Source organism: Streptomyces sp. NBC_01017, assembly GCF_045162795.1.
Taxonomy (GTDB): Bacteria; Actinomycetota; Actinomycetes; order Streptomycetales; family Streptomycetaceae; genus Streptomyces; species Streptomyces machairae.
Window position 1 is genome coordinate 6,299,208 of the sequence record NZ_CP108683.1, and the last position, 24,322, is coordinate 6,323,529.

The 24,322-nt window shown below is 70.6% G+C and carries 19 protein-coding genes; 14 read left to right on the top strand and 5 right to left on the bottom strand.

All coding sequences use genetic code 11. The annotated features are described in order from the left end of the window. Positions 1 to 4: 4 nt before the first annotated feature. Positions 5 to 397 (top strand): SsgA family sporulation/cell division regulator, encoded by a 393-nt coding sequence (locus OG331_RS28975; protein ID WP_406201483.1) that lies wholly within the window; start codon positions 5 to 7, stop codon positions 395 to 397. A gap of 3 nt (positions 398 to 400) precedes the next feature. Here OG331_RS28975 and OG331_RS28980 read toward each other — a convergent pair whose 3' ends face one another. The 3 genes from OG331_RS28980 to OG331_RS28990 form a co-directional block, all read right to left on the bottom strand. Beyond that, on the bottom strand, positions 401 to 2,074 hold the full coding sequence (locus OG331_RS28980; protein WP_406201486.1) for a penicillin-binding transpeptidase domain-containing protein: 1,674 nt from the start codon (positions 2,072 to 2,074) through the stop codon (positions 401 to 403). Between the two features lie 106 nt (positions 2,075 to 2,180). Then, positions 2,181 to 3,821, bottom strand: coding sequence for a penicillin-binding transpeptidase domain-containing protein (locus OG331_RS28985; RefSeq protein WP_406201489.1), 1,641 nt, complete (start codon positions 3,819 to 3,821; stop codon positions 2,181 to 2,183). A gap of 111 nt (positions 3,822 to 3,932) precedes the next feature. Next, on the bottom strand, positions 3,933 to 5,675 hold the full coding sequence (locus OG331_RS28990) for a dolichyl-phosphate-mannose--protein mannosyltransferase (protein ID WP_406201491.1): 1,743 nt from the start codon (positions 5,673 to 5,675) through the stop codon (positions 3,933 to 3,935). A 62-nt stretch (positions 5,676 to 5,737) separates the two neighbouring features. Between OG331_RS28990 and rsmI the strand changes: the two genes are divergently transcribed. From rsmI to OG331_RS29045, 11 genes are all read left to right on the top strand, one after another. Next, positions 5,738 to 6,586 (top strand): 16S rRNA (cytidine(1402)-2'-O)-methyltransferase, encoded by an 849-nt coding sequence (rsmI, locus tag OG331_RS28995; RefSeq protein ID WP_406201493.1) that lies wholly within the window; start codon positions 5,738 to 5,740, stop codon positions 6,584 to 6,586. Between the two features lie 191 nt (positions 6,587 to 6,777). Further along, the gene (locus tag OG331_RS29000; protein WP_406201495.1) at positions 6,778 to 7,194 is read left to right on the top strand and encodes a hypothetical protein; all 417 of its coding nucleotides are present in this window, start codon (positions 6,778 to 6,780) and stop codon (positions 7,192 to 7,194) included. A 47-nt stretch (positions 7,195 to 7,241) separates the two neighbouring features. Further along, positions 7,242 to 8,123, top strand: a complete 882-nt coding sequence (locus OG331_RS29005; protein ID WP_406201497.1) for a TatD family hydrolase — start codon at positions 7,242 to 7,244, stop codon at positions 8,121 to 8,123. Positions 8,124 to 8,264: 141 nt separating this feature from the next. Next, positions 8,265 to 9,659, top strand: coding sequence for a ubiquitin-like domain-containing protein (locus OG331_RS29010; RefSeq protein WP_406201500.1), 1,395 nt, complete (start codon positions 8,265 to 8,267; stop codon positions 9,657 to 9,659). Positions 9,660 to 9,715: 56 nt separating this feature from the next. Then, on the top strand, positions 9,716 to 10,627 hold the full coding sequence (rsmA, locus tag OG331_RS29015) for a 16S rRNA (adenine(1518)-N(6)/adenine(1519)-N(6))-dimethyltransferase RsmA (protein ID WP_406201503.1): 912 nt from the start codon (positions 9,716 to 9,718) through the stop codon (positions 10,625 to 10,627). Then, positions 10,628 to 11,545, top strand: a complete 918-nt coding sequence (locus OG331_RS29020) for a 4-(cytidine 5'-diphospho)-2-C-methyl-D-erythritol kinase (RefSeq protein WP_406201505.1) — start codon at positions 10,628 to 10,630, stop codon at positions 11,543 to 11,545. A gap of 164 nt (positions 11,546 to 11,709) precedes the next feature. Beyond that, a complete protein-coding gene (locus OG331_RS29025; RefSeq protein WP_406201508.1) occupies positions 11,710 to 12,828 on the top strand; it encodes a peptidoglycan recognition family protein in 1,119 nt (372 codons plus the stop codon). Positions 12,829 to 12,938: 110 nt separating this feature from the next. After that, complete coding sequence (locus OG331_RS29030; RefSeq protein ID WP_406201510.1) at positions 12,939 to 14,750, top strand: ABC-F family ATP-binding cassette domain-containing protein; 1,812 nt, start codon at positions 12,939 to 12,941, stop codon at positions 14,748 to 14,750. 259 nt (positions 14,751 to 15,009) lie between these two features. Then, on the top strand, positions 15,010 to 16,848 hold the full coding sequence (locus tag OG331_RS29035; protein ID WP_406201512.1) for a PQQ-binding-like beta-propeller repeat protein: 1,839 nt from the start codon (positions 15,010 to 15,012) through the stop codon (positions 16,846 to 16,848). Positions 16,849 to 16,931: 83 nt separating this feature from the next. Further along, a complete protein-coding gene (locus OG331_RS29040; RefSeq protein WP_406201514.1) occupies positions 16,932 to 18,767 on the top strand; it encodes a PQQ-binding-like beta-propeller repeat protein in 1,836 nt (611 codons plus the stop codon). Positions 18,768 to 19,087: 320 nt separating this feature from the next. Continuing rightward, on the top strand, positions 19,088 to 19,762 hold the full coding sequence (locus OG331_RS29045; RefSeq protein WP_406201516.1) for a LuxR C-terminal-related transcriptional regulator: 675 nt from the start codon (positions 19,088 to 19,090) through the stop codon (positions 19,760 to 19,762). A gap of 257 nt (positions 19,763 to 20,019) precedes the next feature. On the opposite strand, the gene OG331_RS29050 is transcribed toward OG331_RS29045, so the two are convergent. Both OG331_RS29050 and OG331_RS29055 read right to left on the bottom strand, forming a co-directional pair. Further along, entirely contained in the window at positions 20,020 to 20,352 is a 333-nt protein-coding gene (locus OG331_RS29050) for a hypothetical protein (protein WP_406201518.1), read from the bottom strand. Between the two features lie 19 nt (positions 20,353 to 20,371). Then, positions 20,372 to 22,063 carry a sodium:solute symporter family protein gene (locus OG331_RS29055; RefSeq protein WP_406201520.1) on the bottom strand — a complete coding sequence of 564 codons (1,692 nt, stop codon included), beginning with the start codon at positions 22,061 to 22,063 and terminating at the stop codon, positions 20,372 to 20,374. A gap of 161 nt (positions 22,064 to 22,224) precedes the next feature. On the opposite strand from OG331_RS29055, the gene galT reads away from it, so the two are divergent. Together galT and galE are read left to right on the top strand one after the other, a co-directional pair. Further along, positions 22,225 to 23,310 (top strand): galactose-1-phosphate uridylyltransferase, encoded by a 1,086-nt coding sequence (gene galT, locus OG331_RS29060; RefSeq protein WP_406201523.1) that lies wholly within the window; start codon positions 22,225 to 22,227, stop codon positions 23,308 to 23,310. Then, positions 23,307 to 24,269, top strand: coding sequence for a UDP-glucose 4-epimerase GalE (gene galE, locus OG331_RS29065; protein ID WP_406201526.1), 963 nt, complete (start codon positions 23,307 to 23,309; stop codon positions 24,267 to 24,269). The genes galT and galE overlap by 4 nt, the downstream gene beginning before the upstream one ends. Positions 24,270 to 24,322: the final 53 nt, after the last annotated feature.

A 24,322-nucleotide genomic window follows, 5' to 3' on the forward strand; every position in this document is an offset into this window, starting at 1 on the left:
TCCGATGTCCGTAGTCGAGCAGTATGCGCGAGCCCATATCGTCACGGACGCGGACCTCCTGGTGGAGGAACAGGACGCCGTTCCGGTCGTCCTGAAGTACGACCCCGAGACCGACCCGCGCGCGGTGTGTGTCCGGTTGCCCGGCCGCCAGGCACACGAGTGGACCTTCTCGCGCGCCCTGCTGGAACAGGGGCTGCGCGCCCCCGCGGGCAGCGGAGAGATACGGGTGTGGCCGTGCGGCCGGGTGCAGGCCGTGGTGGAGTTCCACTCCGCAGAGGGTGTCTCGGTGGTGCAGTTCGACATGAAGGCCCTGATGCGGTTCCTGCGGCGGACGTACCTGGCCGCCGCACCCGCCGCCCCCGTCGAGCGTGAGGCTCAGGCTCAGCTGCGGAGCTGAGTCTCAGCCGCCCAGCTTCAGCAGTTCCGCCACGATCGGGCCCGCCGTCTCGCCGCCGTGGCCACCCGCTTGGACGACGCCCGCCGCCGCGAGGTCATTGCGGTACGCGGTGAACCAGCCGTTCGGATTCTTCTGGCCGTCGACCTCCGCCGAGCCGGTCTTCGCGCCGACGTCACCGGTCACCCCGGACATCGCCTCGGCCGCAGTGCCGTAGGCCGCCGTGTAGGACATCAGCTCGCGCAGCTGCGACAGCGCGGACGCGGACATCGTGCGGGAGGCCGTGGCGAGCGTGCGGTCGTCGACGCTCGGAGCCACCAGGTACGGCTGCTTGAAGGTACCCGTCTTGATGGTCGCGGAGACCGACGCCATGTTCAGCGGGTTCATCCGCACCCCGCCCTGGCCGATCAGCGAGGCGGCCATCTGGGCCTGCGACTGGACCGGGACGGCGCCGTCGAAGGTGGGCACACCGACGGACCAGTTGTTCAGGGAGAGGCCGAAGACCTGCTGGGCCTGCTTGGTCAGGCTGTCGTTGTCCAGCTCGGGGGCCTGGCTGATGAAGGCGGTGTTGCAGGAGCGGGCGAAGCTCGCCTTGAAGGTGCCGCCCTTGATCTCGAACTTGTCGTCGTTCTGGAACTTCCAGTGCCCGTACGTGAAGTACTTCGGGCAGGGGTGCTCCTTGTCCGCCGCCGCGAGACCCTTCTCGATCAGCAGCGACGAGGTGATGACCTTCATCGTGGAGCCGGGCGCGAGGGAGCCCTGGAAGGCGATGTTGAAGCCGTGCGAGGAGTTCGCGACCGCCATGATCTCGCCGGTCGAGGGGCGCAGCACGACCACGGACGCCTTCGGCCTGGTGGCCACCTGCTTCTCCGCGGCTGCCTGCAGCGTCGGGTTCAGCGTCGTCTCCACCGTGCCCGGCGTGCCCTTGCTCAGCTCCACCAGGGTCTTGTCGGACAGCTCGGCCTTCTTGGACTCCTTGCCCCGGATCACCTGGAGCTCGATGCCCGCCTTGCCGCCCGCCTTCTCGCCGTACTTCTCGCGCAGCCCGTCCAGGACCGACCCCAGCGACGGGTACTCGTCCTCCGTCAGCTCACCGCCGTCCCGGTCGAGGGCCTTGACCGGCGGGGTGCCGGACTCGCCGGTGACGAGGGTGTCGCCGTCCTTCAGGTCGGGGTGAACGACCGCGGAGTGCCAGCCGACGAGCGGCTTGCCGTCCGCGGCCCGCCGCACGACCGTCAGCGAACTGTCGTAGGTCAGCGGCTTGCTGGTCCCCTTGTACGACACCGTGCCCTTCACGGCGAAGGGGACCTTGGCGCCGGTGCGGGTGCCGGCGGTGAGGGTGACGTCCTCGATGTGGGCGTCCTTGGCGTAGCCGGCCAGCAGGGCCTTGGCGGCCGTCGCGTCGTCCGTGGCGGCGGCGGCCTCGGTCACCTTGCCCTGCTGCCAGGCGGTGAGGAACTCCCGGGCCGCGGTCGTGACCTCCTTCGCCGACAGCGGGCCGGTCTTGACGGCCTTGGCCTTCTCCGAGCTCGACGACTGCGCACCGTTCTCGGCGGCGGCTCCGCTGCCGAGCAGCGCGTAGACGCCGAGCCCGGCGCCGCCGAGAACCACGGCGATCATCCCGCCGAGCACGGCGGGGTTGGTCTTCCGTCGCTCGGCGACGCGCCTTCTGTTGCCCACTGCTTTCCGTTCCCTCGCGTATTCCAGGGGCCCCCGCCTGCCCCGCCTGCCTCACGCATACCAACGACGACGACCACCCTAGAGTCCCGTGCCGCGAGGGATAAGTTCACGCGGACCCTCGTAGCACGGCTGCGACAATCGGCCCGGCCGCGTCGCTGCCGTGGCCGCCCTGCTGGGACATGGCCGCGGCCGCCACATCGTTGCGGAAACCGGTGAACCAGCTGTCGGAGGTGGCCTCGCCGTCGACCTCGGCGGACCCGGTCTTGGCGCCGATGTCGCCGCCGAGCCCGGACATGACCTGCACGGCGGTGCCCTGGGGGGCGGTCGCGGCCAGCCGCATCATCTGCTTCAGCTGGGAGGCGGTGCCCGCCGGCAGCCCCTTGGCGGTGGCGAGTCGCCGGTCGTCGAGGTCGGGGGAGACCAGATACGGCTGCCGGAACTCGCCGGTGATCGCGGTGGCCGTGACCGACGCCATGTTCAGCGGGTTCATCTGGACCTGGCCCTGGCCGATGGCGTTCGCGGCGCGGTCCGGGCCGGTGGCCGCGGGGACGCTGCCGTCGAAGGAGCTGACGCCGGTCTTCCAGTCGCCGCCGAGCCCGAACCGCTCCTGGGCCTCCGTCGTCAGCGAGGCGTCGGTGAGCGGATCCTCGTCGACGAGCTTGATGAAGGCCGTGTTGCAGGAGCGTGCGAAGCCGCCTGCGAGCGTGGCGCCCGCGGTCTCGTCGGGCTTGAGGCCCGTGAGGTTCTTGAAGGTCTGGCTCTGCCAGGTCGCCGTGTCCGGGCAGGGCGCGGGGCCGTTCATCGTGGTCACGCCGTTGTCGATGAGCATCGCCGCGGTGATGATCTTCATCGTGGAGCCGGGCGGGACGCGTCCCTCGAAGGCCGCGTTGAAGGCGTCCTCACGGTGGTTCGCCACCGCCAGCACCTCGCCGGTGCTCGGCTTGAGGGCCACGACGGAGGACTCGGCGTACCGCTTCACCGCCTTCTCTGCGGCTGCCTGCACGCTCGCGCTGAGTGTCGTCCGCAGCTTGCCCGGCTTGCCCTTCGTGAGGGTCAGCAGCGAGGTGTCCGGCGACTCGTCGGCGTGCCGGATCGCCAGCTCGACGCCGGGGGAGCCGCCCGCCTTGCTGCCGTACCTGTCGCGCAGGGTGTCCAGGACCGGGCCGAGGGAGGGGTACTTCTCCTTCGTCAGCACGGTGTCGTTGCGGTCGACGGCCTCGATGGGCGGGGCGGCGGCCTCGCCGGTGACGAGGCGATCGTTCCTCTTCAGCTGCGGGTGGATCACGGTGGGCTGCCAGTCCACGAGGGCCCGCCCGGTGGTGCGGCCGCGAACGACGGTGAGCTCGCTCTTGTAGGACAGCGGCTCGGACTTGCCGGCGTACGACACCTTTGCCTTCACGGTGTAGGGCACGGTGTCGCCGTTCGCCTTGCCGGGCGTGATCCGCACGCCGGTGATGTGGGCGTCCTGGCCGTAGGACCTGAGCACCGAGGCGGCTGCCGCGTTGTTGTTCGTCAGCTCCGCCGCCTGCGTCGCCTGCCCCTTCTCCCAGGCCGAGAAGAACTTCGTGGTGGTCTCCTCGACCTCATCCGCGCTCGGCGGCCCGGACCGTACCGGCGCGGCCCCGCCCTGTCCGGTCGCTCCGCCGCCGTTCAACGCCGACATGATGTTGTACGCGCCGTACCCGGCACCGCCCACCATCACGGCGAACACGCCGCCTATGACGGCGACTTTGACCCCCTTGGACATGGTCCCCTCCCCGTTTTCGTCCACCGCACTGTAAGTGGCGTGGGGGAAAGGTGTGAGAGGTGTTTTCTTTTGTTGGCCGAACTATTGACCGAAGAGTGACGGTTCGGCCGGTCAGACCCAGGTGTCCAGCCACATCCGCGACCGCCAGTCGTCGACCGGGATCGCGGTGCCCGTGTAGATCGGCCAGAAGTAGATGAAGTTCCAGGCGATCAGCAGCACCAGCACGCCCGCGCCCGTGGCGCCCGCCACCCGGCGGGTGTCTCCGGCGCGTGGCGGTCCGATGATCGCGCCCAGGAGCATGGCCATGGCGAGGCAGAGGAAGGGCAGGAAGACGATGGCGTAGAAGAAGAAGATGGTGCGTTCCTGGTAGAGGAACCAGGGCAGATAGCCGGCCACGACCCCGCAGGCGATGGCGCCGGCGCGCCAGTCGCGGCGGAAGGCCCAGCGCCACAGGACGTACAGGACCGCGAAGGCGGCCACCCACCACAGCAGCGGCGTGCCGAGGGCCAGCACCTCGCGGGCGCACTTCTCGCCCGCGTCGACGGGACAGCCGTCCTTGCCGGGTGTGGGGGACTCGTAGAAGTACGACACCGGGCGGCCGACGACCAGCCAGCTCCACGGGTTGGACTGGTAGGTGTGCGGGGACGACAGGCCCACGTGGAAGTCGTACACCTGGTGCTCGTAGTGCCACAGGCTCAGCCACCAGTCGGGGAACAGCCAGGACCAGCTGCTGGTGCGGCCGTTCGCGCTCGCCCAGTCGCGGTAGTAGCCGCCGCTGCCGTCCGTGGGGGAGAGGATCCAGCCCGCCCAGGAGGCGATGTAGGTGACGATCGCCACCGGCACGGTCGCCAGGAAGGCAAAGCCCAGGTCGTGCTTGAGCACCGCCACGTAGGGGTGGCGGGCACCGGCGACCTTGCGGGCGCCGACGTCCCAGAGGACCGTCATCAGGCCGAACGCGACCAGGAAGTACAGGCCGTTCCACTTGGTGCCGATGGCCAGGCCCAGCATCAGGCCCGCCGTCCAGCGCCAGGGGCGCCAGCCGAGGCGCAGGGTCTCGGCGATGTCTGCGTCGGGGCGGACCAGGCCGTCGGGGTCGGCCGGGAGCGCGGCCGCGAGTTTCGCGCGCGCCCGGTCCCGGTCGAGGACCAGGCAGCCGAACGCCGCCAGCACGAAGAACATCAGCACCCCGTCGAGCAGCGAGGTGCGGGCCATCACGAAGGCCAGCCCGTCCACCGCCATCAGCGTGCCCGCGAGGCAGCCCAGGAACGTCGAGCGGAAGATACGGCGGCCGATGCGGCACAGCATCAGCACGGCCAGCGTCCCCAGCAGCGCCGTCATGAACCGCCAGCCGAACGGGTTGAACCCGAACATCAGCTCGCCGAGCCCGATGACGTACTTGCCGACCGGCGGATGCACCACGTACGCCGCGTCCGTCGGGATCTGGACCTGGTCGCCGACCTTGAGGATCAGGTCGTTGGCGTTCTTGTCCCAGTTGACCTCGAAACCGCGGTGGACGAGCGCCCAGGCGTCCTTCGCGTAGTACGTCTCGTCGAATATCACGGCCTTCGGGTTGCCCAGGTTCCAGAACCGCGTCACTCCCGCCAGCAGCGTCACCAGCAGCGGACCGACCCAGCCCGACCAGCGTGCGATCCGCTCGGCGAGCGGGCGCGGCACGCCGAGGAACTGCCACATCCGCGGGCTTGGCTGAACATACGGCGGCACGAGCCGGTCGCGGACGTCGCCGGCGGGCGCCGCCGTGTAGCCGAATCGGCGCAGCCGCTGCTGCCACGACGGCCGCTGCTCGTGGATCGCCTGGCCCTGCCGGGTGTCCGTGGAGGACGCGGTACTGGTCACCGCGCCATCGTAGGGAACACGTCTGTGACAGTCGCGCGGATGCGCCCTGCGAGGATGGAAACGTGACAGGAACCCTTGTTTTGGCAGGCACTCCCATCGGCGACGTCAAGGACGCCCCGCCCCGGCTGGTCGAGGAGCTGGCCGGCGCGGACGTGGTCGCCGCCGAGGACACCCGGCGGCTGCGGCGCCTCACCCAGGCGCTGGGCGTGCAGCCGGCCGGGCGGGTCGTGTCGTACTTCGAGGGCAACGAGGCGGCCCGGACGCCCGAGCTGGTCGAGGCGCTCCTCGAGGGCTCGCGGGTGCTGCTGGTGACCGACGCGGGGATGCCGTCGGTGTCCGACCCCGGGTACCGGCTGGTCGCGGCGGCGGTGGAGAAGGACATCAAGGTCACCGCGGTGCCGGGGCCGTCCGCGGTGCTGACCGCGCTCGCCCTGTCCGGGCTGCCCGTCGACCGGTTCTGCTTCGAGGGGTTCCTGCCGCGCAAGGCGGGGGAGCGGCTCTCGCGCCTGAAGGAGGTGGCCGGGGAGCGGCGCACCCTCGTCTACTTCGAGGCGCCGCACCGGCTCGACGACACGCTCGCCGCGATGGCCGAGGTGTTCGGCGCCGAGCGGCGGGCCGCCGTGTGCCGGGAGCTGACCAAGACGTACGAGGAGGTCAGGCGCGGCGGGCTCGGGGAGCTGGCCGAGTGGGCGGCCGAGGGCGTGCGCGGGGAGATCACCGTCGTCGTCGAGGGGGCGCCCGAGAAGGGGGCCGAGGAGGTCGACGCCGCCGAGTTCGTACGGCGGGTTCGCATCCGCGAAGAGGCGGGGGAGCGGCGCAAGGAGGCCATCGCGGCGGTCGCGGCGGAGGCCGGGGTGCCCAAGAGGGAGGTCTTCGACGCCGTGGTGGCGGCCAAGAAGGCGGGGGCGTGAAATGCCGTGTGAGCAGGGCGTATATCGCATGAGCGTGCGCCCCATGCCGGGGTAAAGCAACACGGCCCTTTCGGCAAGGAACGTCCAAGTCGGCGCCAACACTGGACAGATCCCGTGCGTTCACTCCTGCGGAGGAGTCCACTGGGTTGTGGGACGCGACCCGTCCCACCCAGCGGACCACAGGAGCTGGCATGAGTGAGATCGCACAGCAGACCACGGGCCTTCGCAGCGCCGCGACCGCCGTCGTCCACGAGTCGTATTCGTTCGCCTGCATGCGCTGCGGGCATGGCTGGGAGCAGTCGTACGAGATAGAGCACCACATGGACGGTGACGGACGGGAGTTCGTCGTGTACGTGGCGAACGGCCAGGTGGTGCCGTCCCCGCTGAGCCGGCCCACGTGTCACAACTGCGACGGCCACGTCGTGCGGATCATGCGGCCCGGCCAGGTGTCCTCCGTGCAGAACTCCCTGCACCGCGCCGGCCCGATCCCCACCCAGCCGAAGGCGGAGCCCGAGCCCGGGTCGGACGCGGCGTCGGCGCCGGCCGAACCGCACCACCACTGGCACCTGTCCGATCTTCTGCACGTCTTCCACCGCAGGGCGAGCTGAGCCGAGCACCCGGCCGCTCGGGCATGCCCCTTTCGTAGGATCGGGGCATGCCTTCGAACGCCGCCGACAAGCACGCCGCCCCGCCGCTCCCGGAACCGCTGCGGGTGCCGGTCGCCGACTCGCACACCCACCTCGACATGCAGTCCGGCACGGTCGAGGAGGGGCTCGCCAAAGCCGCGGCGGTGGGCGTGACCACGGTCGTGCAGGTCGGCTGTGATGTACGCGGCTCGCAGTGGGCGGCCGAGACGGCGGCGCAGTACGACGCCGTGCACGCGACCGTCGCCCTGCACCCGAACGAGGCGCCGCGCATCGTGCACGGGGACCCGGACGGCTGGTCGCGGCAGGGGGCGCGTGAGCCGGGTGGTGCGCGGGCGCTCGACGAGGCCCTCGCCGAGATCGACCGCCTGGCCGCGCTCGCGCAGGTCAAGGGCGTCGGCGAGACCGGCCTCGACTACTTCCGCACCGGGCCCGAGGGCAAGGAGGCGCAGGAGGCGTCCTTCCGCGCCCACATCGAGATCGCCAAGCGGCACGGCAAGGCCCTCGTCATCCACGACCGCGAGGCCCATGCGGATGTGCTGCGGGTGCTGAAGGAGGAGGGCGCCCCGGAGCGGACCGTCTTCCACTGCTACTCCGGGGACGCCGAGATGGCCCAGGTGTGCGCCCGCGCCGGATACTTCATGTCCTTCGCCGGCAACGTCACCTTCAAGAACGCCCAGAATCTGCGGGACGCGGTGACGGTGGCCCCGCTGGAACTGCTCCTCGTGGAGACCGACGCTCCGTTCCTCACGCCGGCCCCGTACCGCGGACGGCCCAACGCTCCGTATCTCATTCCGATCACGGTGCGCGCCATGGCCGCCGTACGGGGGATCGACGAGGACGCGCTGGCGGCGGCCCTGGGCTCGAACACGGCACATGCCTTCGGCTACTGACGGATAACCGCTCGATAACGCTCGCACGGGTCCACCTCGACCCGGTCGCAACTGTGCGTAGTCGCGTCGCCTTGGAGAGTAATCGACGCTCCGCTAGGTTCTGGGGGCCCTGAACGGACCCCTCAGCTGGAGCGTGTCGTCGTGAGCAACGCGCAGTTCGAGACGTATGGCCCGAGCCCGGCCCACGAGCCCCCGGCGTACGGCGGCTTCGACCCGCACACCGCGCAGACGCTGGGGTACGGGGTGCAGGGGCCGTACGCGACGCACGACGCGTACGGCACATACAGCACATACGGCACCGCCTACCCCACGTATGAGGACACCTGCCGGCCCGCCTACGAGGCGTCCGAGACGGCGTACGAGGAGGCGTACGAGCCGGTGGTGCGCCCCAGGAGCGGACGTCGAGCCGCGCACCGGCGCAGGGGAAAGGTCGCCGAGCGAGGGGACGGGCCCATGCGCCGGCTCGTCCCGCAGGCGCTGGTCGTGGCGTTCCTCGCGGGCGGCACGAGCGCCTTCGTCGCCGAGGACAAGGCGATCGAGCTGAGCGTCGACGGCACACCGCGCACGCTGCACACCTTCGCGGACGACGTCACCGAACTGCTCACCGAGCAGGGCGTCGACGTCGGCGCGCACGACGTGGTGGCGCCCGCTCCCGATGCGGCGCTCACCAGCGGTGACGAGATCGCGGTGCGCTACGGCCGCCCCGTGCGGCTCACGCTCGACGGCCAGCGGCGCGAGGTGTGGACGACGGAGCGCACGGTGGAGGCGGCGCTCCGGCAGATCGGGGTGCGCGCGGAGGGGGCGTATGTCTCGGCGTCGCGCTCCAGACGTATCGGGCGTGAAGGGCTCGCGCTGGATGTGCGCACCGAGCGGGCGGTGACGGTCATGGCGGACGGGCGGGCGCGCACCATCCGTACGAACGCGGCGACCGTGAGCGAGGTCGTGGAGCAGGCCGGCATCACCCTGCGTGGCCAGGACGCGACGTCCGTCCCGCCCGAGAGCTTCCCGCGCGACGGGCAGACCGTCACGGTCCTGCGGATCACCGGCCGCAAGGAGATCCGCGACGAGGCGATCCAGTTCGCCGAGCAGCGGATCGAGGACCCCACGGTCTTCAAGGGCACGGAGGTCGTCGAGCGGGCGGGGCAGCTGGGGCTGCGGCGGGTCACGTACTCCCTGCGCACCGTCAACGGCGTCCGGCAGAAGCCGCGGCGGACGAAGTCCGAGGTGGTGCGCGAGCCGCGGACGCAGGTGGTGAAGGTCGGCACCAAGCCGCTGCCGACATCCGTGAGCGGCGCGGGAGGCCTGAACTGGCAGGGCCTCGCGGCGTGCGAGTCCGGGGGGCGGGCGGACGCCGTGGACTCGTCCGGGACGTACGGCGGGCTGTACCAGTTCGACACGCACACCTGGCGGAGCCTCGGCGGCAAGGGCCGCCCGCAGGACGCGCCGGCGGCGGAACAGACGGCACGGGCGAAGAAGCTCTATGTGCGGCAGGGGGCGAGTCCCTGGCCGCACTGCGGGGAGCGGTTGCACGGGTGAGCCGCGTGCGGTGACGGGCGGCCGGTGGCAGCTGTACCGCCCCGTACCCTTGTCGGGTGAGCAGCCCCACCCCCGACGCCCTCCTGGGCCCCGCCGACATCCGTGAACTGGCGGCCGCCCTCGGTGTGCGCCCCACCAAACAGCGCGGCCAGAACTTCGTGATCGACGCGAACACGGTCCGCCGCATCGTCCGCACCGCGGACGTCCGCCCCGACGACGTGGTGGTCGAGGTGGGACCCGGCCTCGGCTCGCTCACCCTGGCGCTGCTGGAGGCGGCCGACCGCGTCACCGCCGTCGAGATCGACGACGTCCTCGCCGGCGCGCTGCCCGCGACCATCGCGGCCCGCATGCCGGAGCGCGCCGACCGGTTCGCGCTGGTGCACTCCGACGCGATGCAGGTCACCGAGTTGCCCGGCCCGCCGCCCACCGCGCTGGTCGCCAACCTCCCCTACAACGTGGCCGTCCCGGTCCTCCTCCACATGCTCGAAACCTTCCCGAGCATCGAACGCACCCTCGTCATGGTGCAGTCGGAGGTCGCCGACCGGCTGGCCGCCCCGCCCGGTTCGAAGGTGTACGGCGTCCCCTCGGTCAAGGCCAACTGGTACGCCGAGGTCAAGCGGGCCGGCGCCATCGGACGCAACGTCTTCTGGCCCGCGCCGAACGTCGACAGCGGGCTGGTGTCCCTGACCCGGCGCGCCGAGCCGATCAAGACCACCGCCTCCCGGCGCGAGGTCTTCGCCGTCATCGACGGCGCCTTCGCGCAGCGCCGCAAGACGCTGCGTGCCGCGCTCGCCGGCTGGGCGGGGTCGGCGGCAGCCGCCGAGCAGGCCCTCGTCGCGGCCGGCGTCTCACCGCAGGCCCGCGGAGAGGCCCTGACGGTCGAGGAGTTCGTACGGATCGCCGAGCACAAGGCGGCGCCCGCGGAGCCCCCCGCCCGGCCCGCCGACCAGCACAAGGAGTCCGAGTAAGTGAGCGCGAGCGTCACCGTACGGGTCCCCGCCAAGGTCAACGTCCAGCTCGCGGTCGGCGCCGCGCGGCCCGACGGCTTTCATGACCTGGCCAACGTCTTCCTGGCGGTCGGCCTGTACGACGAGGTCACCGTGACCCCCTCGCCCGACGGGCTGCGGGTCACCTGTGACGGCCCCGACGCCGACCAGGTCCCCCTCGACCGTACGAACCTCGCCGCCCGCGCGGCGCTCGCCCTTGCGGAACGCCGTGGTCTGGACGCCGCCGTCCACCTCCACATCGCCAAGGACATCCCGGTCGCCGGCGGCATGGCGGGCGGCAGCGCGGACGGCGCGGGGGCGCTGCTGGCCTGCGACGCGCTGTGGGGTACGCACGCCTCCCGCGAGGAACTCCTCGACATCTGCGCCGAGTTGGGCAGCGACGTGCCGTTCAGTCTGGTCGGCGGTGCGGCTCTCGGCACCGGGCGGGGCGAGAAGCTCCGTACGCTCGACGTGGGCGGCACCTTCCACTGGGTGTTCGCGATGGCCGACCGGGGGCTGTCGACGCCGGCCGTGTTCCGTGAGTTCGACCGGCTCGGCGAGGGCACCGACATCCCCGAGCCCGTCGCCTCCGAGCCGCTCCTCGCCGCCCTCGCGAAGGGCGACCCCGACGCGCTCGCCGCGGCCGTCTCCAACGACCTCCAGCCCGCCGCCCTCTCCCTCTTCCCGGAACTGGCCGACACCCTCGCAGCCGGCCGCGCCGCCGGTGCGCTCACGGCGCTGGTCTCCGGCTCGGGCCCGACGACGGCGTTCCTCGCCCGGGACGCCGAGTCGGCGGAGAAGGTGGCCGACACCCTGCGGGCGTCCGGCACTTGCCGTGCGGCGCGCACCGCGTCCGGGCCCGCGCAGGGCGCCACGGTCGTGCGGGCCGCCGGAGCGTGACGCCGTACTCACAAGTACGCGTTCTCCGCTCGATCTCCACACGGAAGTACTGCGATCGCAGTACCCGTGGGGCCGCTGAGGCGTTTAGGGTCGCTTGACGTTTCAACTTTCGGGCCGTCGTGCCCGGCTCACCGTCAAGTGCACTTCTGGAAGGGGGCACTCCTGTGTCCGAATCCCCCACCCCCGCCCAGCCGTCTCACCGTAGAAAGCGCTCCCTGTCCCGTCGCGGCATGATGGCCGCGGGCGGGGCGGCGGCCGCCGGAACCGCGCTGACGCCGATGGTGTTCGCCGCGGGCGACTCCGGCGAGACGGACAACTCCACCTCCGATTCCGGTGGTTCGGGCACGACGCCGCGGAAGTTCCCCGCCACCCGGACCGAAGCCGCCACCGGCACCGGCGAGGCCACCACCGCCTTCGCCGCCTCCTACGTCGGTGTGCGCTGGTCCTGCGCCAAGGACGGCGCCGCCATCCGGCTCGCGGACGGCAACTGGCAGAACCTGGCCCATGGCTGCGCGACCGTCGAGGACGGCGGCACCGCCCTGGTCGCCGCCGACAACGCCAAGGCCTACGAGGTGAAGGCCCCGAGCGACATCAACGGCGTGCGCTCGCTGGCCATCGACACCACCGACGGCCCCGAGCGCACCTACCAGGTGCCGAGCGAGCCCACGCGCGTGCGTGGCGTCGGCTACCTCTCGCGGCCGGCCTGGGGCGCCGACGAGTCCAAGCGGTACAAGGACGGCAAGGTCAACTCGCCCGAGACGTACTACCCGCTCCAGATCATCACGGTCCACCACACCGCGACGCCCAACGACGACCCCGACCCGGCCGCGACGGTGCGCGCGATCTACGAGTTCCACGCGATCACCAACGACTGGGGCGACATCGGCTACCACTTCCTCATCGACGAGGCCGGCACGGTCTACGAGGGCCGCTACTCCGGCGACGACGGCATCCCCGCCTTCAACCCGGACGGCGACCTCGTCACCGGCTTCCACTCCGTGGGCTACAACTCCGGCGCCCTAGGCATCGCCCTGATCGGCAACCTCGACCAGCAGGCCCCCACGGACGCGGCCAAGGCGTCCCTGATCCGGCTGATCAAGGTCATATCCCGGTTCAAGGGCCTGGACCCGCAGGCGAGGGTGACGTACACCAACCCCGTCAACGGCACCAAGAAGGACACGAACACGGTCGGCGGTCACCGCGACTACTTCGACACCGAATGCCCCGGCCAGGTCATGTACGACCTCCTCGCCGAGGTCCGCGCGGCGGCCGCCCGCCGCTGACGCCGCCCTCCACGGCGCAGCGCCCCGGGGCCGCCGGTCCCCGGGGCGCAGGGGCTGTCGTACGGGCCGACTAGGCTGGGAGGCTGACCGACCCCCTGGGCAGGAGAAAAATGGCCGTCAATCTGGTCAATGTCGAGAACGTCAGCAAGGTGTACGGCACCCGTGCCCTGCTCGACGGTGTGTCGCTCGGCGTCTCCGAGGGGGACCGCATCGGCGTCGTCGGTCGCAACGGCGACGGCAAGACGACCCTGATCCGGATGCTGGCCAAGCTGGAGGAGGCCGACACCGGCCGGGTCACGCACTCCGGCGGGCTGCGGCTCGGGGTGCTCACCCAGCACGACTCGCTGGACCCCGAGGCGACCGTCCGGCACGAGGTCATCCGGGACATGGCCGACCACGAGTGGGCGGGCAACGCCAAGGTCCGGGACGTGCTCACGGGCCTGTTCGGCGGCCTCGACCTGCCCGGCTTCCCGCAGGGCCTCGACACCGTCATCGGCCCCCTGTCCGGCGGCGAGCGGCGGCGGATCGCGCTCGCCAAGCTGCTCATCGAGGAGCAGGACCTCGTCGTCCTCGACGAGCCCACCAACCACCTCGACGTCGAGGGCATCTCCTGGCTGGCCCAGCACCTGCGCGAGCGCCGCTCGGCGCTCGTGTGCGTCACCCACGACCGCTGGTTCCTCGACCAGGTCTGCACGCGCATGTGGGACGTGCAGAAGGGCGACGTCTACGAGTACGAGGGCGGCTACTCCGACTACGTCTTCTCCCGCGCCGAGCGCGAGCGCATCGCCGCCACCGAAGAGGTCAAGCGGCAGAACCTGGTCCGCAAGGAGCTGGCCTGGCTGCGCCGCGGCGCCCCCGCGCGCACGTCCAAGCCGCGCTTCCGCGTCGAGGCCGCCAACGAGCTCATCAAGGACGTCCCCCCGCCCCGGGACAGCAGCGAGCTGATGAAGTTCGCCTCGTCCCGCCTCGGGAAGACCGTCTTCGACCTGGAGGACATCACCGTCCAGGCCGGCCCCAAGGTGCTGCTCAAGCATGTGACATGGCAGCTCGGCCCGGGGGACCGGATCGGTCTCGTCGGCGTCAACGGCGCCGGTAAGACGTCCCTGCTGCGGGCGATGGCCGAGGCGTCCTGGACGGAGGGCGAGGTGCAGCCGGCCGCCGGGCGGATCGCCGTCGGCAAGACCGTCAAGCTCGCCTACCTGTCCCAGGAGGTCGGCGAGCTCGCCCCGAACCTGCGGGTGCTGGAAGCCGTGTCGCAGGTGCGCGAGCGCGTCGACCTCGGCAAGGGGCGCGAGATGACCGCCGGGCAGCTGTGCGAGACGTTCGGCTTCAGCAAGGAGAAGCAGTGGACGCCGGTCGGGGACCTGTCCGGTGGTGAGCGGCGCCGGCTCCAGCTGCTGCGCCTGCTGATGGACGAGCCCAACGTCCTCTTCCTCGACGAGCCCACCAACGACCTCGACATCGAGACGCTCACCCAGCTGGAGGACGTCCTCGACGGCTGGCCGGGCTCGATGATCGTCATCTCCCACGACCGGTTCTTCGTCGAGCGGACCACGGACCGCGTGTTCGCCCTCCTCGGCGACGCCACCCTGCGGATGCTGCCGCGCGGCATCGACGAGTATCTGGAGCGCCGCCACCGCATGGAGGCCCAGGTCGCCGCCGGCGCGGTGTCCGCTCCGGCCGCCGAGAAGGCCGTACCGGAGAAGAACGCCGCCGATGTGCGCGCCGCCAAGAAGGAGTTGCAGAAGATCGAGCGACAGCTCGACAAGGTCTCCGAGAAGGAGACCAAGCTGCACGCGCAGATCGCCGAGCACGCCACCGACTTCGGAAAGGTCGCCGAACTCGACGCGGAACTGCGGGACTTGGCCGGCCAGCGGGACGAGCTGGAGCTGCGCTGGCTGGAACTTGCGGAGGACGCGTAGCACGGGCAACAGCCTCGGGTGCGGCGCCCGGAGGGGCTCGCGAGGGCAACACGCGCCCCGCGTGAAGGGCGTGTGAAGGCGCATAACGGGGGCATCACGAGCCGGTTCTCCCTTGGGAACAGGGGGAGAGACGGCCCGGTGCACTGTCGTCGGCGGGTGATAGAAAGAGCCGTCTGAGAACAGTCTGAGAACCGTCGGTGTGGCGGAAACGCGACGGCACATGACGTGGCACCACACCGGTCACGAGGGGGAACCGCTCATGAGCCAGCCGCCCAACCAGCCGCCCCAGGGCGGTTTCGGCGCACCGCAGGACCCGAGGCAGGGCGGTTTCGGCGCCCCGCAGCCTCCGCAGGACGCGCCGCAGACCCCGCCCCCGCCGCAGGGCGCCCCCCAGACACCCCCGCCGCCGCAGGGTCCGCCGCAGACGCCGCCGCCCCCGCAGGGCCCGCCGCCCGGCGCCCCGCAGCCCGGCTACGGCTACCCGCAGCAGCCGCCGGCCCAGCCGGGCCCGTACCAGTCCGGCCCGTACGGGCAGCCGCAGCAGCAGCCAGGGCAGTACGGCTATCAGCAGCAGCCCGGTCCCTACGGCCAGCAGCCCGCGCAGGGTTACGGCTACCCGGGGCAGCCGCAGTACCCGGGCGCCCCCGGGGCCCCGCAGCCCGGCTCGCGCAACCCCTTCAAGGGCAAGCCTGCCCTGGCCATCGGTGCCGCGGTGGCGGCGCTGCTCGTCATCGGCGGCGGCGTGTACGCGGTGACCAGCGGTGGCGACGACGACCCGAAGAAGCCGGTCGCCCAGGAGAGCGGTGACTCGAAGAACACCGAGTCCCCGTCCGACGATCCCGAGGGCGGCGGTGACAGCGGCGGCGGCGCCGACCCGGAGAACCTCAACGGCGGGCGTCAGTCCGGCGACTCGAAGGTGCTCTGGTACAAGCCCGCGCCCGACGCGCCCGCTTCCGGCGCCGACGCCCCCGGCATGTGGATCACCGACAAGGCCGCGGTGAAGGCTGCGTACAAGCAGCTCTTCGCCTACAACGTCGGTGACGGCGAGTCCACTTGGGACCCGATCACCTTCCCGCAGAAGATCTGCGCGGTCACCCCGCAGAAGTCGTCCGACGACAAGATCGTCGTCGCGTACATGAGCGGCAGCAGCGACCGCGCCAAGTGCAACCAGCTCCAGCAGGTCGACCTCAACACCGGCACCAAGGGCTGGAAGGCCTCGGTCGCCAACGGCGCGCTGTTCGACAGCACGCTCGACGTCGAACTGTCCATCACCGGCAAGACGCTGATGGTGGGCCGCTCGCAGTCGGGCACGGCGTACGACGTCAACAGCGGCAAGAAGCTGTGGGACAAGACCCGTTTCGGCGACAAGTGCTTCCCGGATGCCTTCGCGGGCGGCGACAAGCTGATCGCCGTGGCGGGCTGCGACGCCACCGGCAGCAACGAGCACGACGAGGTGCAGGAGCTCGACCCGGCGACCGGCAAGGTCAAGTGGACCTGGCAGTTCGACAAGGGCTGGAAGGTCGCGCGCGTCTTCTCCCTCGACCCGCTGGTGCTCTACAGCACCAACGAGGACAAGAAGCAGTGGAACATCTCCACCCTGGGCGACGACGGCAAGCGCCGCTCGCAGGTCGAGGTCGCTCTGGAGATCGGCGCCCAGTGCGGCTGGGCCATCCTCCAGCGTGACCTCCAGGGCTGCAGCGGTGTGGCCTCCGACGCCGACACCCTCTACATGCCGACCAAGGCGACCACCGGGGCCAACGAGATCGTCGCGGTCAACCTGGCCAACGGCAAGGAGAAGTGGCGCGTCAAGTCCCCCGCCGAGGAGCCGATGCTGCCGATCAAGGTCGAGGACGGCAAGCTCCTCGCCTACGTCGACCCGTCGTACGACGCGGGCGGCCAGGTCGTGTCCATCCCGGTGGGCGGCAGCAACCCCAAGCCGACGACGCTGCTGCAGAACCCGGCCGGCGCCGCGGACGTGGAGAACGGCTTCTTCTCGAAGGCGTTCGACTGGGCCGACGGGCGCTTCTACCTCTCGAGCACCCGGCTGAGCGGCAACGACGAGACCAAGGAGAAGCTGATCCTCGCCTTCGGCAAGTGAGCCGAGCGGCAGTCCTTGTCTTCGCCGTCGTACCCCACGTCCCCGCCGTGCCCGCCGTCCCCCTCCCCTGAGGTACCCACGCCATGAGCCAGCCGCCGCCTCCGCCGCCCAACCAGCCCCCGCAGGGCGGGTTCGGCCCGCCGCAGGACCAGCCGCCCCAGCAGCAGGGGGGCGGCTTCGGCCCGCCGACACCGCCGCCGCCCGCGCAGACGCCGCCGCCCCCGCAGGGTCCGCCGCCCGGGGCCCAGCAGCAGGGGTACGGCTATCCGCAGGCACCCCAGGGGGGCCAGGGGGGCCAACCTCCCACTCCGCCCGCCGGGTACGGCTACCCCGGCCAGCAGCCCGCCGGCTACGGGCAGCCGCAGAACCCGTACGGCCAGCAGCCGAACCCCTACGGTCAGCCGCCCGGCTACGGCTACCCGCAGCAGACCGCGCCGATGCAGCCCGCCGGGCCGGGTGGTGGCGGGCAGCGGTCCAGCGGGCAGCTCGCCGTCATCGTGGCGGCGGCCGTCGTGGTGATCTCGCTGATCATCGGTGGCGTGCTGTACGCCAAGTCCGGTGACGAGGGCGGCAAGGACGACACCACCAGCTCCAGCGGCGGCACCGGTGGCGGCGACAACGGCGACGGAGGCGGCGGTGTCGACGCCCCCGACGGCACCGAGAAGGTGCCCGCCGACACCAACGCCGACGTCCTCTTCCAGGTCAAGGCACCCGACGTCGAGGACGACACCAGCGTCGTGGTGTCCGGCTCGTGGCTGACCGACGACGCGTACGTCAAGAGCGGCGTCGCCGAGATCGTCGGCTACGACCGCGACAAGGGCACCAAGCTGTGGACCGTCAAGCTGCCGGGGCCGGTCTGCCAGGCCAGCAAGCACGTCAATGAGGACGGGCTGACGGCCGTCGCCTTCCAGCCCGACATGCCGACCAAGGAACGGCCTTCGTACGGCTGCAGCGAGGTCGCGGCGATCGACCTCGACGCCGGCAAGAAGCTGTGGACGAAGAGCACGGAGGTGGAGGACAGGCCGCTGCGCTTCGACAACATCACCGTCAGCGGCGGCACGGTCGCCGCCGGCGGTACGAGCGGCGGCACCGCGTTCGACCTCGAGACCGGCAAGCAGCTGTGGGTCCCGAAGGCCGAGGACGGCTGCTACGACCTCGGGTACGCCGGTGGCGAGAAGCTGGTCGCCGTGCGCAAGTGCGGTTCCTACGACCAGCCTCAGCTGCACATCCAGACCATCGACCCGAAGTCCGGGAAGGTGATCTCCGAGTACAAGATGGCCGAGGGCGTCGAGTACGCGAGTGTGGTGTCCACCGAGCCGCTTGTCGTGGCCGCCGAGGCCGGGCAGTCGGACGCCATCGGCATCTCGGACGTCTTCGCCATCGACAACAAGACCGGCAAGCTGCGCATCCGCATCTCCGTCCCGGCCGACCAGTTCGCGGCCAAGTGCTCCGGCGTCACCACGATCGAGCAGTGCAAGGGCGTCGTGGTGGGCAACGACCGGCTCTACGTGGAGACCGAGCAGCACAGCAGCGGCGGTGCGCGCGGCCGGACCAACGAGATCGTCGCCTTCGACCTGACCACCGGCAAGCAGACCGGGCAGCGGGCGGACGCGGGGGACGGGTACACGATCACGCCGCTGCGGATGGACGGCGGCAACGTGATCGCGTACAAGCAGCCGCCGTACGACAAGGGCGGGCAGATCGTCAGCGTGGACGGTGGCAGCTTCAAGGAGACGAAGCTGCTGGAGAATCCTGCGGCGCGGGCGGTGCGGGACGTGGAGACGCGGATGTCTCCGGAGTACTCCGAGTTCATCTACTCGCAGGGGCGTCTGTACATGTCCGCCGTGTACGCGAGCGAGTTGACGAGTTCCGCCGACCCGAAGGCTCATGTGATCGCGTTCGGTACGACCGGCGAGTGAGCTGACCCCTCCGGCGACCATGGCCCCGTTCCTGTTTCAGGAGCGGGGCCGTGTGCGTACCGGCGTACCGTCTCATCGTCCTCGAATGCGGGGAAAGCCAGAAAAACCGCCGTTCCGGGGCACTTCTCACCAGTAGGGGGAGCGTAACGTCGAACAAGCGTGTAGCTTCCGGGGGCATGAAGGGCGGGGGAGCCGGGAGGGGGCTCCTGTCCGCGCGGCCAGTGGGTATCCATGGTGGGCTCCGTAGGGGGCGTTCACGTTCACCGGGATTCCATTGGGGGCTGGGACCGGGGGACTTGGGGGACTTGGGGGGTTGCTCGATGGGAGTGCGGCTCATGGTGGTCGACGACCACCGATTGCTCGCGGAGGCGCTGGCTTCGGCGCTGAAGCTGAGGGGGCACCGGGTGCTGGCCGCGGCGGCGCCGGCCGCGGGGGCGGCGGAGCTGGTGATCACGCGGGCGCCTGAGGTGTGCCTGTTGGGGACTGCGACGCCCGCGGAGCCGGGGATGTTCGATCCGGTGGTGAGGATCAAGCGGGAGCGGCCGCAGGTGGCTGTGCTGGTGCTGGGGCCGGTGCCCAGTCCGCGGGGGATCGCTGCGGCGTTTGCGGCGGGGGCCTCCGGCTATGTGCGGCATGACGAGCGGATAGAGGGTGTCGAGCGGGCGATCATGAAGGCCAGGGCGGGGGAGGCGGCGGTGGCGCCGCAGCTGCTGCAGGGGGCGTTCAGCGAGTTGCTCAACCCTGCGGCGCAACCGGACGACGAGGGGCAGCGGTTGCTGTCCATGCTCACGCCCCGGGAGGTCGAGGTCCTGGTCCGCGTCGCCGACGGCGAGGACACCCGTCTGATCGCGGCGGGCATGGGCATCGCACCGTCGACTGCGCGCACCCATGTCCAACGGGTGCTGATGAAACTGGGCGTCGGGTCGAGGCTGGAGGCGGCTGCCTTGGCGGCGCGGACGGGGTTGTTGGATCGGGCGGGGCAGGGTGGTGCGTGACGCGTGAACTGCCTGCGGCGGCCTGTTGCTGTTCGGTGGGGGTTCGCGTAGCGCCTGCGGGTGCGTGGCGGGTCGGGGCCGTGGGCGACCGCGGCGCCGCGGGGGTACGCCACGACGGTGACTCTGCGACGCCGGTTCGCGTCATCCGGTTCATGCGAGGGCCCCAGGGACCGGGGTTGAAGGGGCGGAGCCCCTGGGGGTGGGACGGGTAGGGGCGGCGGGGGCGAGGAGTTGGGGGTTGCCCCCGCCGGGGGGCGTTACGGGGTCGGCTCGTCTTCCGGCGAGGTCTCCGGAGGCGGCGGCGCCGTAGGCCGTAGCTTCAGCCAGGCCAGGAAGAACAGGCCCAGGAGCAGCATCCCGAGCCCGGTCCAGAGGTTGATATTGATCCCCTGCGCCTTGTCGATCGCGGCGTCGTCGTCGGTGAGGCCGGCGATCGTGACGATGACGCCGTAGAGCACGAAGAGGCCGCCGATGATGCGCCGGATGTCGAAGAGCCGGGCGGCCGTCGCGGACTTGCCCTCCAGGTCGGTGACTTGTCGCAGCAGGTCCTTCTCGGAGGAGCCGGGGCGTTCGGAGTGGTGGTCGGTCATGAGTCTCGGACCTCCGTCGTCAGAAGGAGAACGGGATGTAGCAGGCCGCAGCGAGGACCACCGCGCCCCAGCCCAGCAGCGCCGGTTTGCGGTACCACGCCTCGTCCCCCGGCGCCGGCGGCTCGGCCATGCCGGGCGAGCGGGTGCCGTAGACCAGGCCCTGGAGCTCCTCCGTCGGCTTGGGGGCCGTGAAGAGGGAGACGGCCACCATGACGACCCCGCCGGCCACGAAGCCCGCGATCGCGGAGACGAAGTTCGCGCCCTGGTCGGAGGGGATCGAGATGATGTCCAGCTTGTAGAAGACGAAGTAGTTGATCATCGCCGCCGTCGTGCCGGCGAGCAGACCCCAGAAGCCCGACTTCATCGACGCCCGCTTCCAGAACATGCCGATGATGAAGACCACGAACATCGGCACGTTGAAGAAGGAGAAGAGGGTCTGGAGGTAGCTCATGATGTTGGAGAAGGACGACGCCAGGAACGCCGTGCCGATCGACGCCAGCACCCCGATCGCGGTGATGAGGCGGCCGAAGCGGACGTAGTAGCCGTCCTCGCGGTCCGTGACCACGTACCGCGCCCAGATGTCGGTCGTGAACACCGTGTTGAAGGACGACACGTTCGCCGCCATGCCCGCCATGAAGGCGGCGAGGAGGCCGGTTACCGCGATGCCGAGGACGCCGTTCGGCAGCAGGCCCTCCATCAGGTACGGGATGGCGTCGTTGTACTGGTAGCCCGACTCCTCGGTGCCGAAGCCGGGGACCAGGGCCGCCGCCGCGAGACCCGGGATCATCACCAGGAACACGATGAAGATCTTCGGGAACGCCGCGATGAGCGGAGTGCGCTGGGCCGCCGAGAGGTTCTTGGCCGACAGCGCCCGCTGGACCTCCGCGAAGTTCGTCGTCCAGTAGCCGAAGGACAGCACGAAGCCGAGGCCCAGGACGATCGTCAGCCAGTTCGCGCCCAGCGGGTTGGCGTCGCCGATGCCGGTGCCGCCCCAGGCGGTGACGAAGTCGTCGCCGTGGGACTTGCTCAGGGTGTCCGTCAGGCCGTCCCAGCCGCCCACCTTCTTCAGGGCCAGCACGGTGATGGGGATCAGGGCCGCCAGGATCACGAAGAACTGCAGGACTTCGTTGTAGATCGCTGAGGACAGTCCGCCGAGGGTGATGTACGCCAGGACGAAGAAGCCGGCCACGACGATCGCGACCCATTGGGGCCAGCCCAGCAGGGCCTCGACCACGATCGCCAGGGCGTAGAGGTTCACCCCGGCGATCAGGATCGCGGCGAAGGCGAACAGGATCGAACTGAGCAGATGTGCCCCCCTGTCGAAGCGCAGCAACAGGAACTCGGGGACCGAGCGGACCTTGCTGCCGTAGTAGAAGGGCATCATCACCAGGCCGAGGAAGACCATGGCCGGGATGGCGCCGATCCAGTACCAGTGGACGGTGTAGGCGCCGTACTGCGCACTGTTGGCGGCCATGCCGAGGATCTCGGTGGCGGCCAGGTTGGCGGAGATGAAGGCGAGGCCGGTGACCCAGGCGGGCAGGGAGCGGCCGGAGAGGAAGAAGTCGAGGGTGGTCTTCACCGAGCGGCGGGCGGCGAAGCCGATGCCCAGCACGACGACGAAGTAGATGCCCAGCAGCGTGTAGTCGAGCCAGTTCGTGGGGAGCCGTAGCTCGGCGGCGAGGTAGGTGGGGGAATTTGTGGGGGTTTGCATAAGTACTCGCTTCGTTGCGCGAACCGATACAGAGCGGAACCTACGCCGCCGTGTTCAGTAATTGAACACGTCAGGTGATGGTCTTTGTTTGATTGTGATGTTGACTGAGGTGGTGCATTGTGTTTCTCTGTGTTTAGTTATGTTTGATGGAGGAGTCCAGCGTGAAGAAGACCTCGACCCGCCTGGCCGACGGTCGTGAGCTCGTCTACTACGACCTGCGCGACGACACGGTGCGGGACGCCGCCGACCGGCGGCCGCTGGACCGGACCGTCACCACGTCCGAGGTCCGCCAGGACGCGCTACTCGGGGACGCGGTCGCCATCGCCTCGCATCGGCAGGGGCGGACCTATCACCCGCCTGCCGACGAGTGCCCGCTGTGCCCTTCGCAAGGTGAGCGGCTGAGCGAGATCCCCGAGTCGTCGTACGACGTCGTGGTCTTCGAGAACCGTTTCCCCTCGCTCGCCGGTGACTCCGGGCGTTGCGAGGTCGTCTGCTTCACCTCCGACCACAACGCCTCCTTCGCCGACCTCACCGAGGAGCAGGCCCGGCTGGTCCTGGACGCCTGGACCGACCGGACCTCCGAGCTGTCGGTCCTGCCCTCCGTGGAGCAGGTGTTCTGCTTCGAGAACCGCGGCGCCGAGATCGGTGTCACCCTCGGCCACCCCCACGGGCAGATCTACGCCTACCCCTTCACCACCCCGCGTACCGCCCTGATGCTGCGTTCGCTGGCCGCCCACAAGGACGCCACCGGCGGGGAGAACCTCTTCGACGCCGTACTGGAGCGTGAACTCGCCGACCGGCGGGTCGTCCTGGAGAGTGAACACTGGGCGGCCTTCGTGCCGTACGCCGCGCACTGGCCGTACGAGGTCCACCTGTACCCGAAGCGCCGGGTGCCCGATCTGCTCGCGCTCGACGAAGAGGCGCGCTCAGAGTTCCCCAAGGTTTATCTGGAACTCTTGAGGCGCTTCGACCGGATCTTCGACGGACGGGATGGAGGGGCGAACTCCGCGGGTGAGCCTCCGACGCCGTACATCGCCGCCTGGCACCAGGCGCCGTTCGGCACACTGGAGGAATTCGAGGGCGTGGTGCGTGAGGACTTCGCTCTTCACCTCGAGCTTTTCACCATCCGACGCACTTCCGGCAAGCTTAAGTTTCTCGCGGGTTCCGAGTCCGGCATGAACGTGTTCATCAACGACGTGCCGCCGGAGCGCGCGGCCGAGCGACTGCGAGAGGTAGCGAGTTCATGAGTGGGAAGTACCTGGTCACCGGTGGCGCCGGCTATGTGGGCAGCGTGGTCGCCCAGCATCTGCTGGAGGCGGGAGACGAGGTCGTCGTCCTCGACAACCTCTCGACCGGATTCCGCGAGGGCGTGCCGGCCGGGGCTTCCTTCATCGAGGGCGACATCCGCGACGCCGCCAAGTGGCTGGACTCCTCCTTCGACGCCGTGCTGCACTTCGCCGCGTTCTCGCAGGTCGGCGAGTCGGTCGTCAAGCCGGAGAAGTACTGGGACAACAACGTCGGCGGCACCATGGCGCTGCTCGGCGCGATGCGTGACGCCGGCGTGCGCAAGCTCGTCTTCTCCTCCACCGCCGCCACCTACGGCGAGCCCGAGGAGGTGCCGATCGTCGAGTCGGCCCCGACGCAGCCCACGAACCCGTACGGCGCCTCCAAGCTCGCCGTCGACCACATGATCAGCGGCGAGGCGGCGGCCCACGGACTCGGCGCCGTGTCCCTCAGGTACTTCAACGTGGCGGGTGCCTATGGCGACTGCGGCGAGCGCCACGACCCCGAGTCGCACCTCATCCCGCTCGTCCTCCAGGTCGCCCAGGGCCGGCGCGACGCGATCTCCGTCTTCGGCGACGACTACCCGACGCCGGACGGCACCTGCGTGCGCGACTACATCCACGTCGCCGACCTCGCCGACGCCCACCTGCTGGCGCTCAAGGCCGCCGAGCCGGGCGAGCACCTCATCTGCAACCTCGGCAACGGCAACGGCTTCTCCGTCCGCGAGGTCGTCGAGACCGTCCGCCAGGTCACCGGGCACCCGATCCCCGAGGTCGTGGCCCCGCGCCGGGGCGGTGACCCGGCGGTCCTGGTCGCCTCCGCCGGCACCGCCCGCGAGCGGCTCGGCTGGAACCCGTCCCGCGCGGACCTCGCAGGCATCGTCGCCGACGCGTGGGAGTTCGCCCAGCGGCGCGACGGCTAAGTTCTACGGCCGGTAAGGACGGCCGTACGTTCCACGGCTGTCCGGCCGGTCAA

What these genes read in the sequence shown, in the direction of transcription:
- OG331_RS28975 (WP_406201483.1), top strand. Translation starts at nt 5, where the DNA reads ATGTCCGTAGTCGAGCAGTATGCGCGAGCCCATATCGTCACGGACGCG.
- OG331_RS28985 (WP_406201489.1), bottom strand. Translation starts at nt 3,821, where the DNA reads ATGTCCAAGGGGGTCAAAGTCGCCGTCATAGGCGGCGTGTTCGCCGTG.
- OG331_RS29000 (WP_406201495.1), top strand. Translation starts at nt 6,778, where the DNA reads ATGAGTGAGATCGCACAGCAGACCACGGGCCTTCGCAGCGCCGCGACC.
- OG331_RS29005 (WP_406201497.1), top strand. Translation starts at nt 7,242, where the DNA reads ATGCCTTCGAACGCCGCCGACAAGCACGCCGCCCCGCCGCTCCCGGAA.
- OG331_RS29030 (WP_406201510.1), top strand. Translation starts at nt 12,939, where the DNA reads ATGGCCGTCAATCTGGTCAATGTCGAGAACGTCAGCAAGGTGTACGGC.
- OG331_RS29035 (WP_406201512.1), top strand. Translation starts at nt 15,010, where the DNA reads ATGAGCCAGCCGCCCAACCAGCCGCCCCAGGGCGGTTTCGGCGCACCG.
- OG331_RS29040 (WP_406201514.1), top strand. Translation starts at nt 16,932, where the DNA reads ATGAGCCAGCCGCCGCCTCCGCCGCCCAACCAGCCCCCGCAGGGCGGG.
- OG331_RS29045 (WP_406201516.1), top strand. Translation starts at nt 19,088, where the DNA reads ATGGGAGTGCGGCTCATGGTGGTCGACGACCACCGATTGCTCGCGGAG.
- OG331_RS29050 (WP_406201518.1), bottom strand. Translation starts at nt 20,352, where the DNA reads ATGACCGACCACCACTCCGAACGCCCCGGCTCCTCCGAGAAGGACCTG.
- OG331_RS29055 (WP_406201520.1), bottom strand. Translation starts at nt 22,063, where the DNA reads ATGCAAACCCCCACAAATTCCCCCACCTACCTCGCCGCCGAGCTACGG.
- galE (WP_406201526.1), top strand. Translation starts at nt 23,307, where the DNA reads ATGAGTGGGAAGTACCTGGTCACCGGTGGCGCCGGCTATGTGGGCAGC.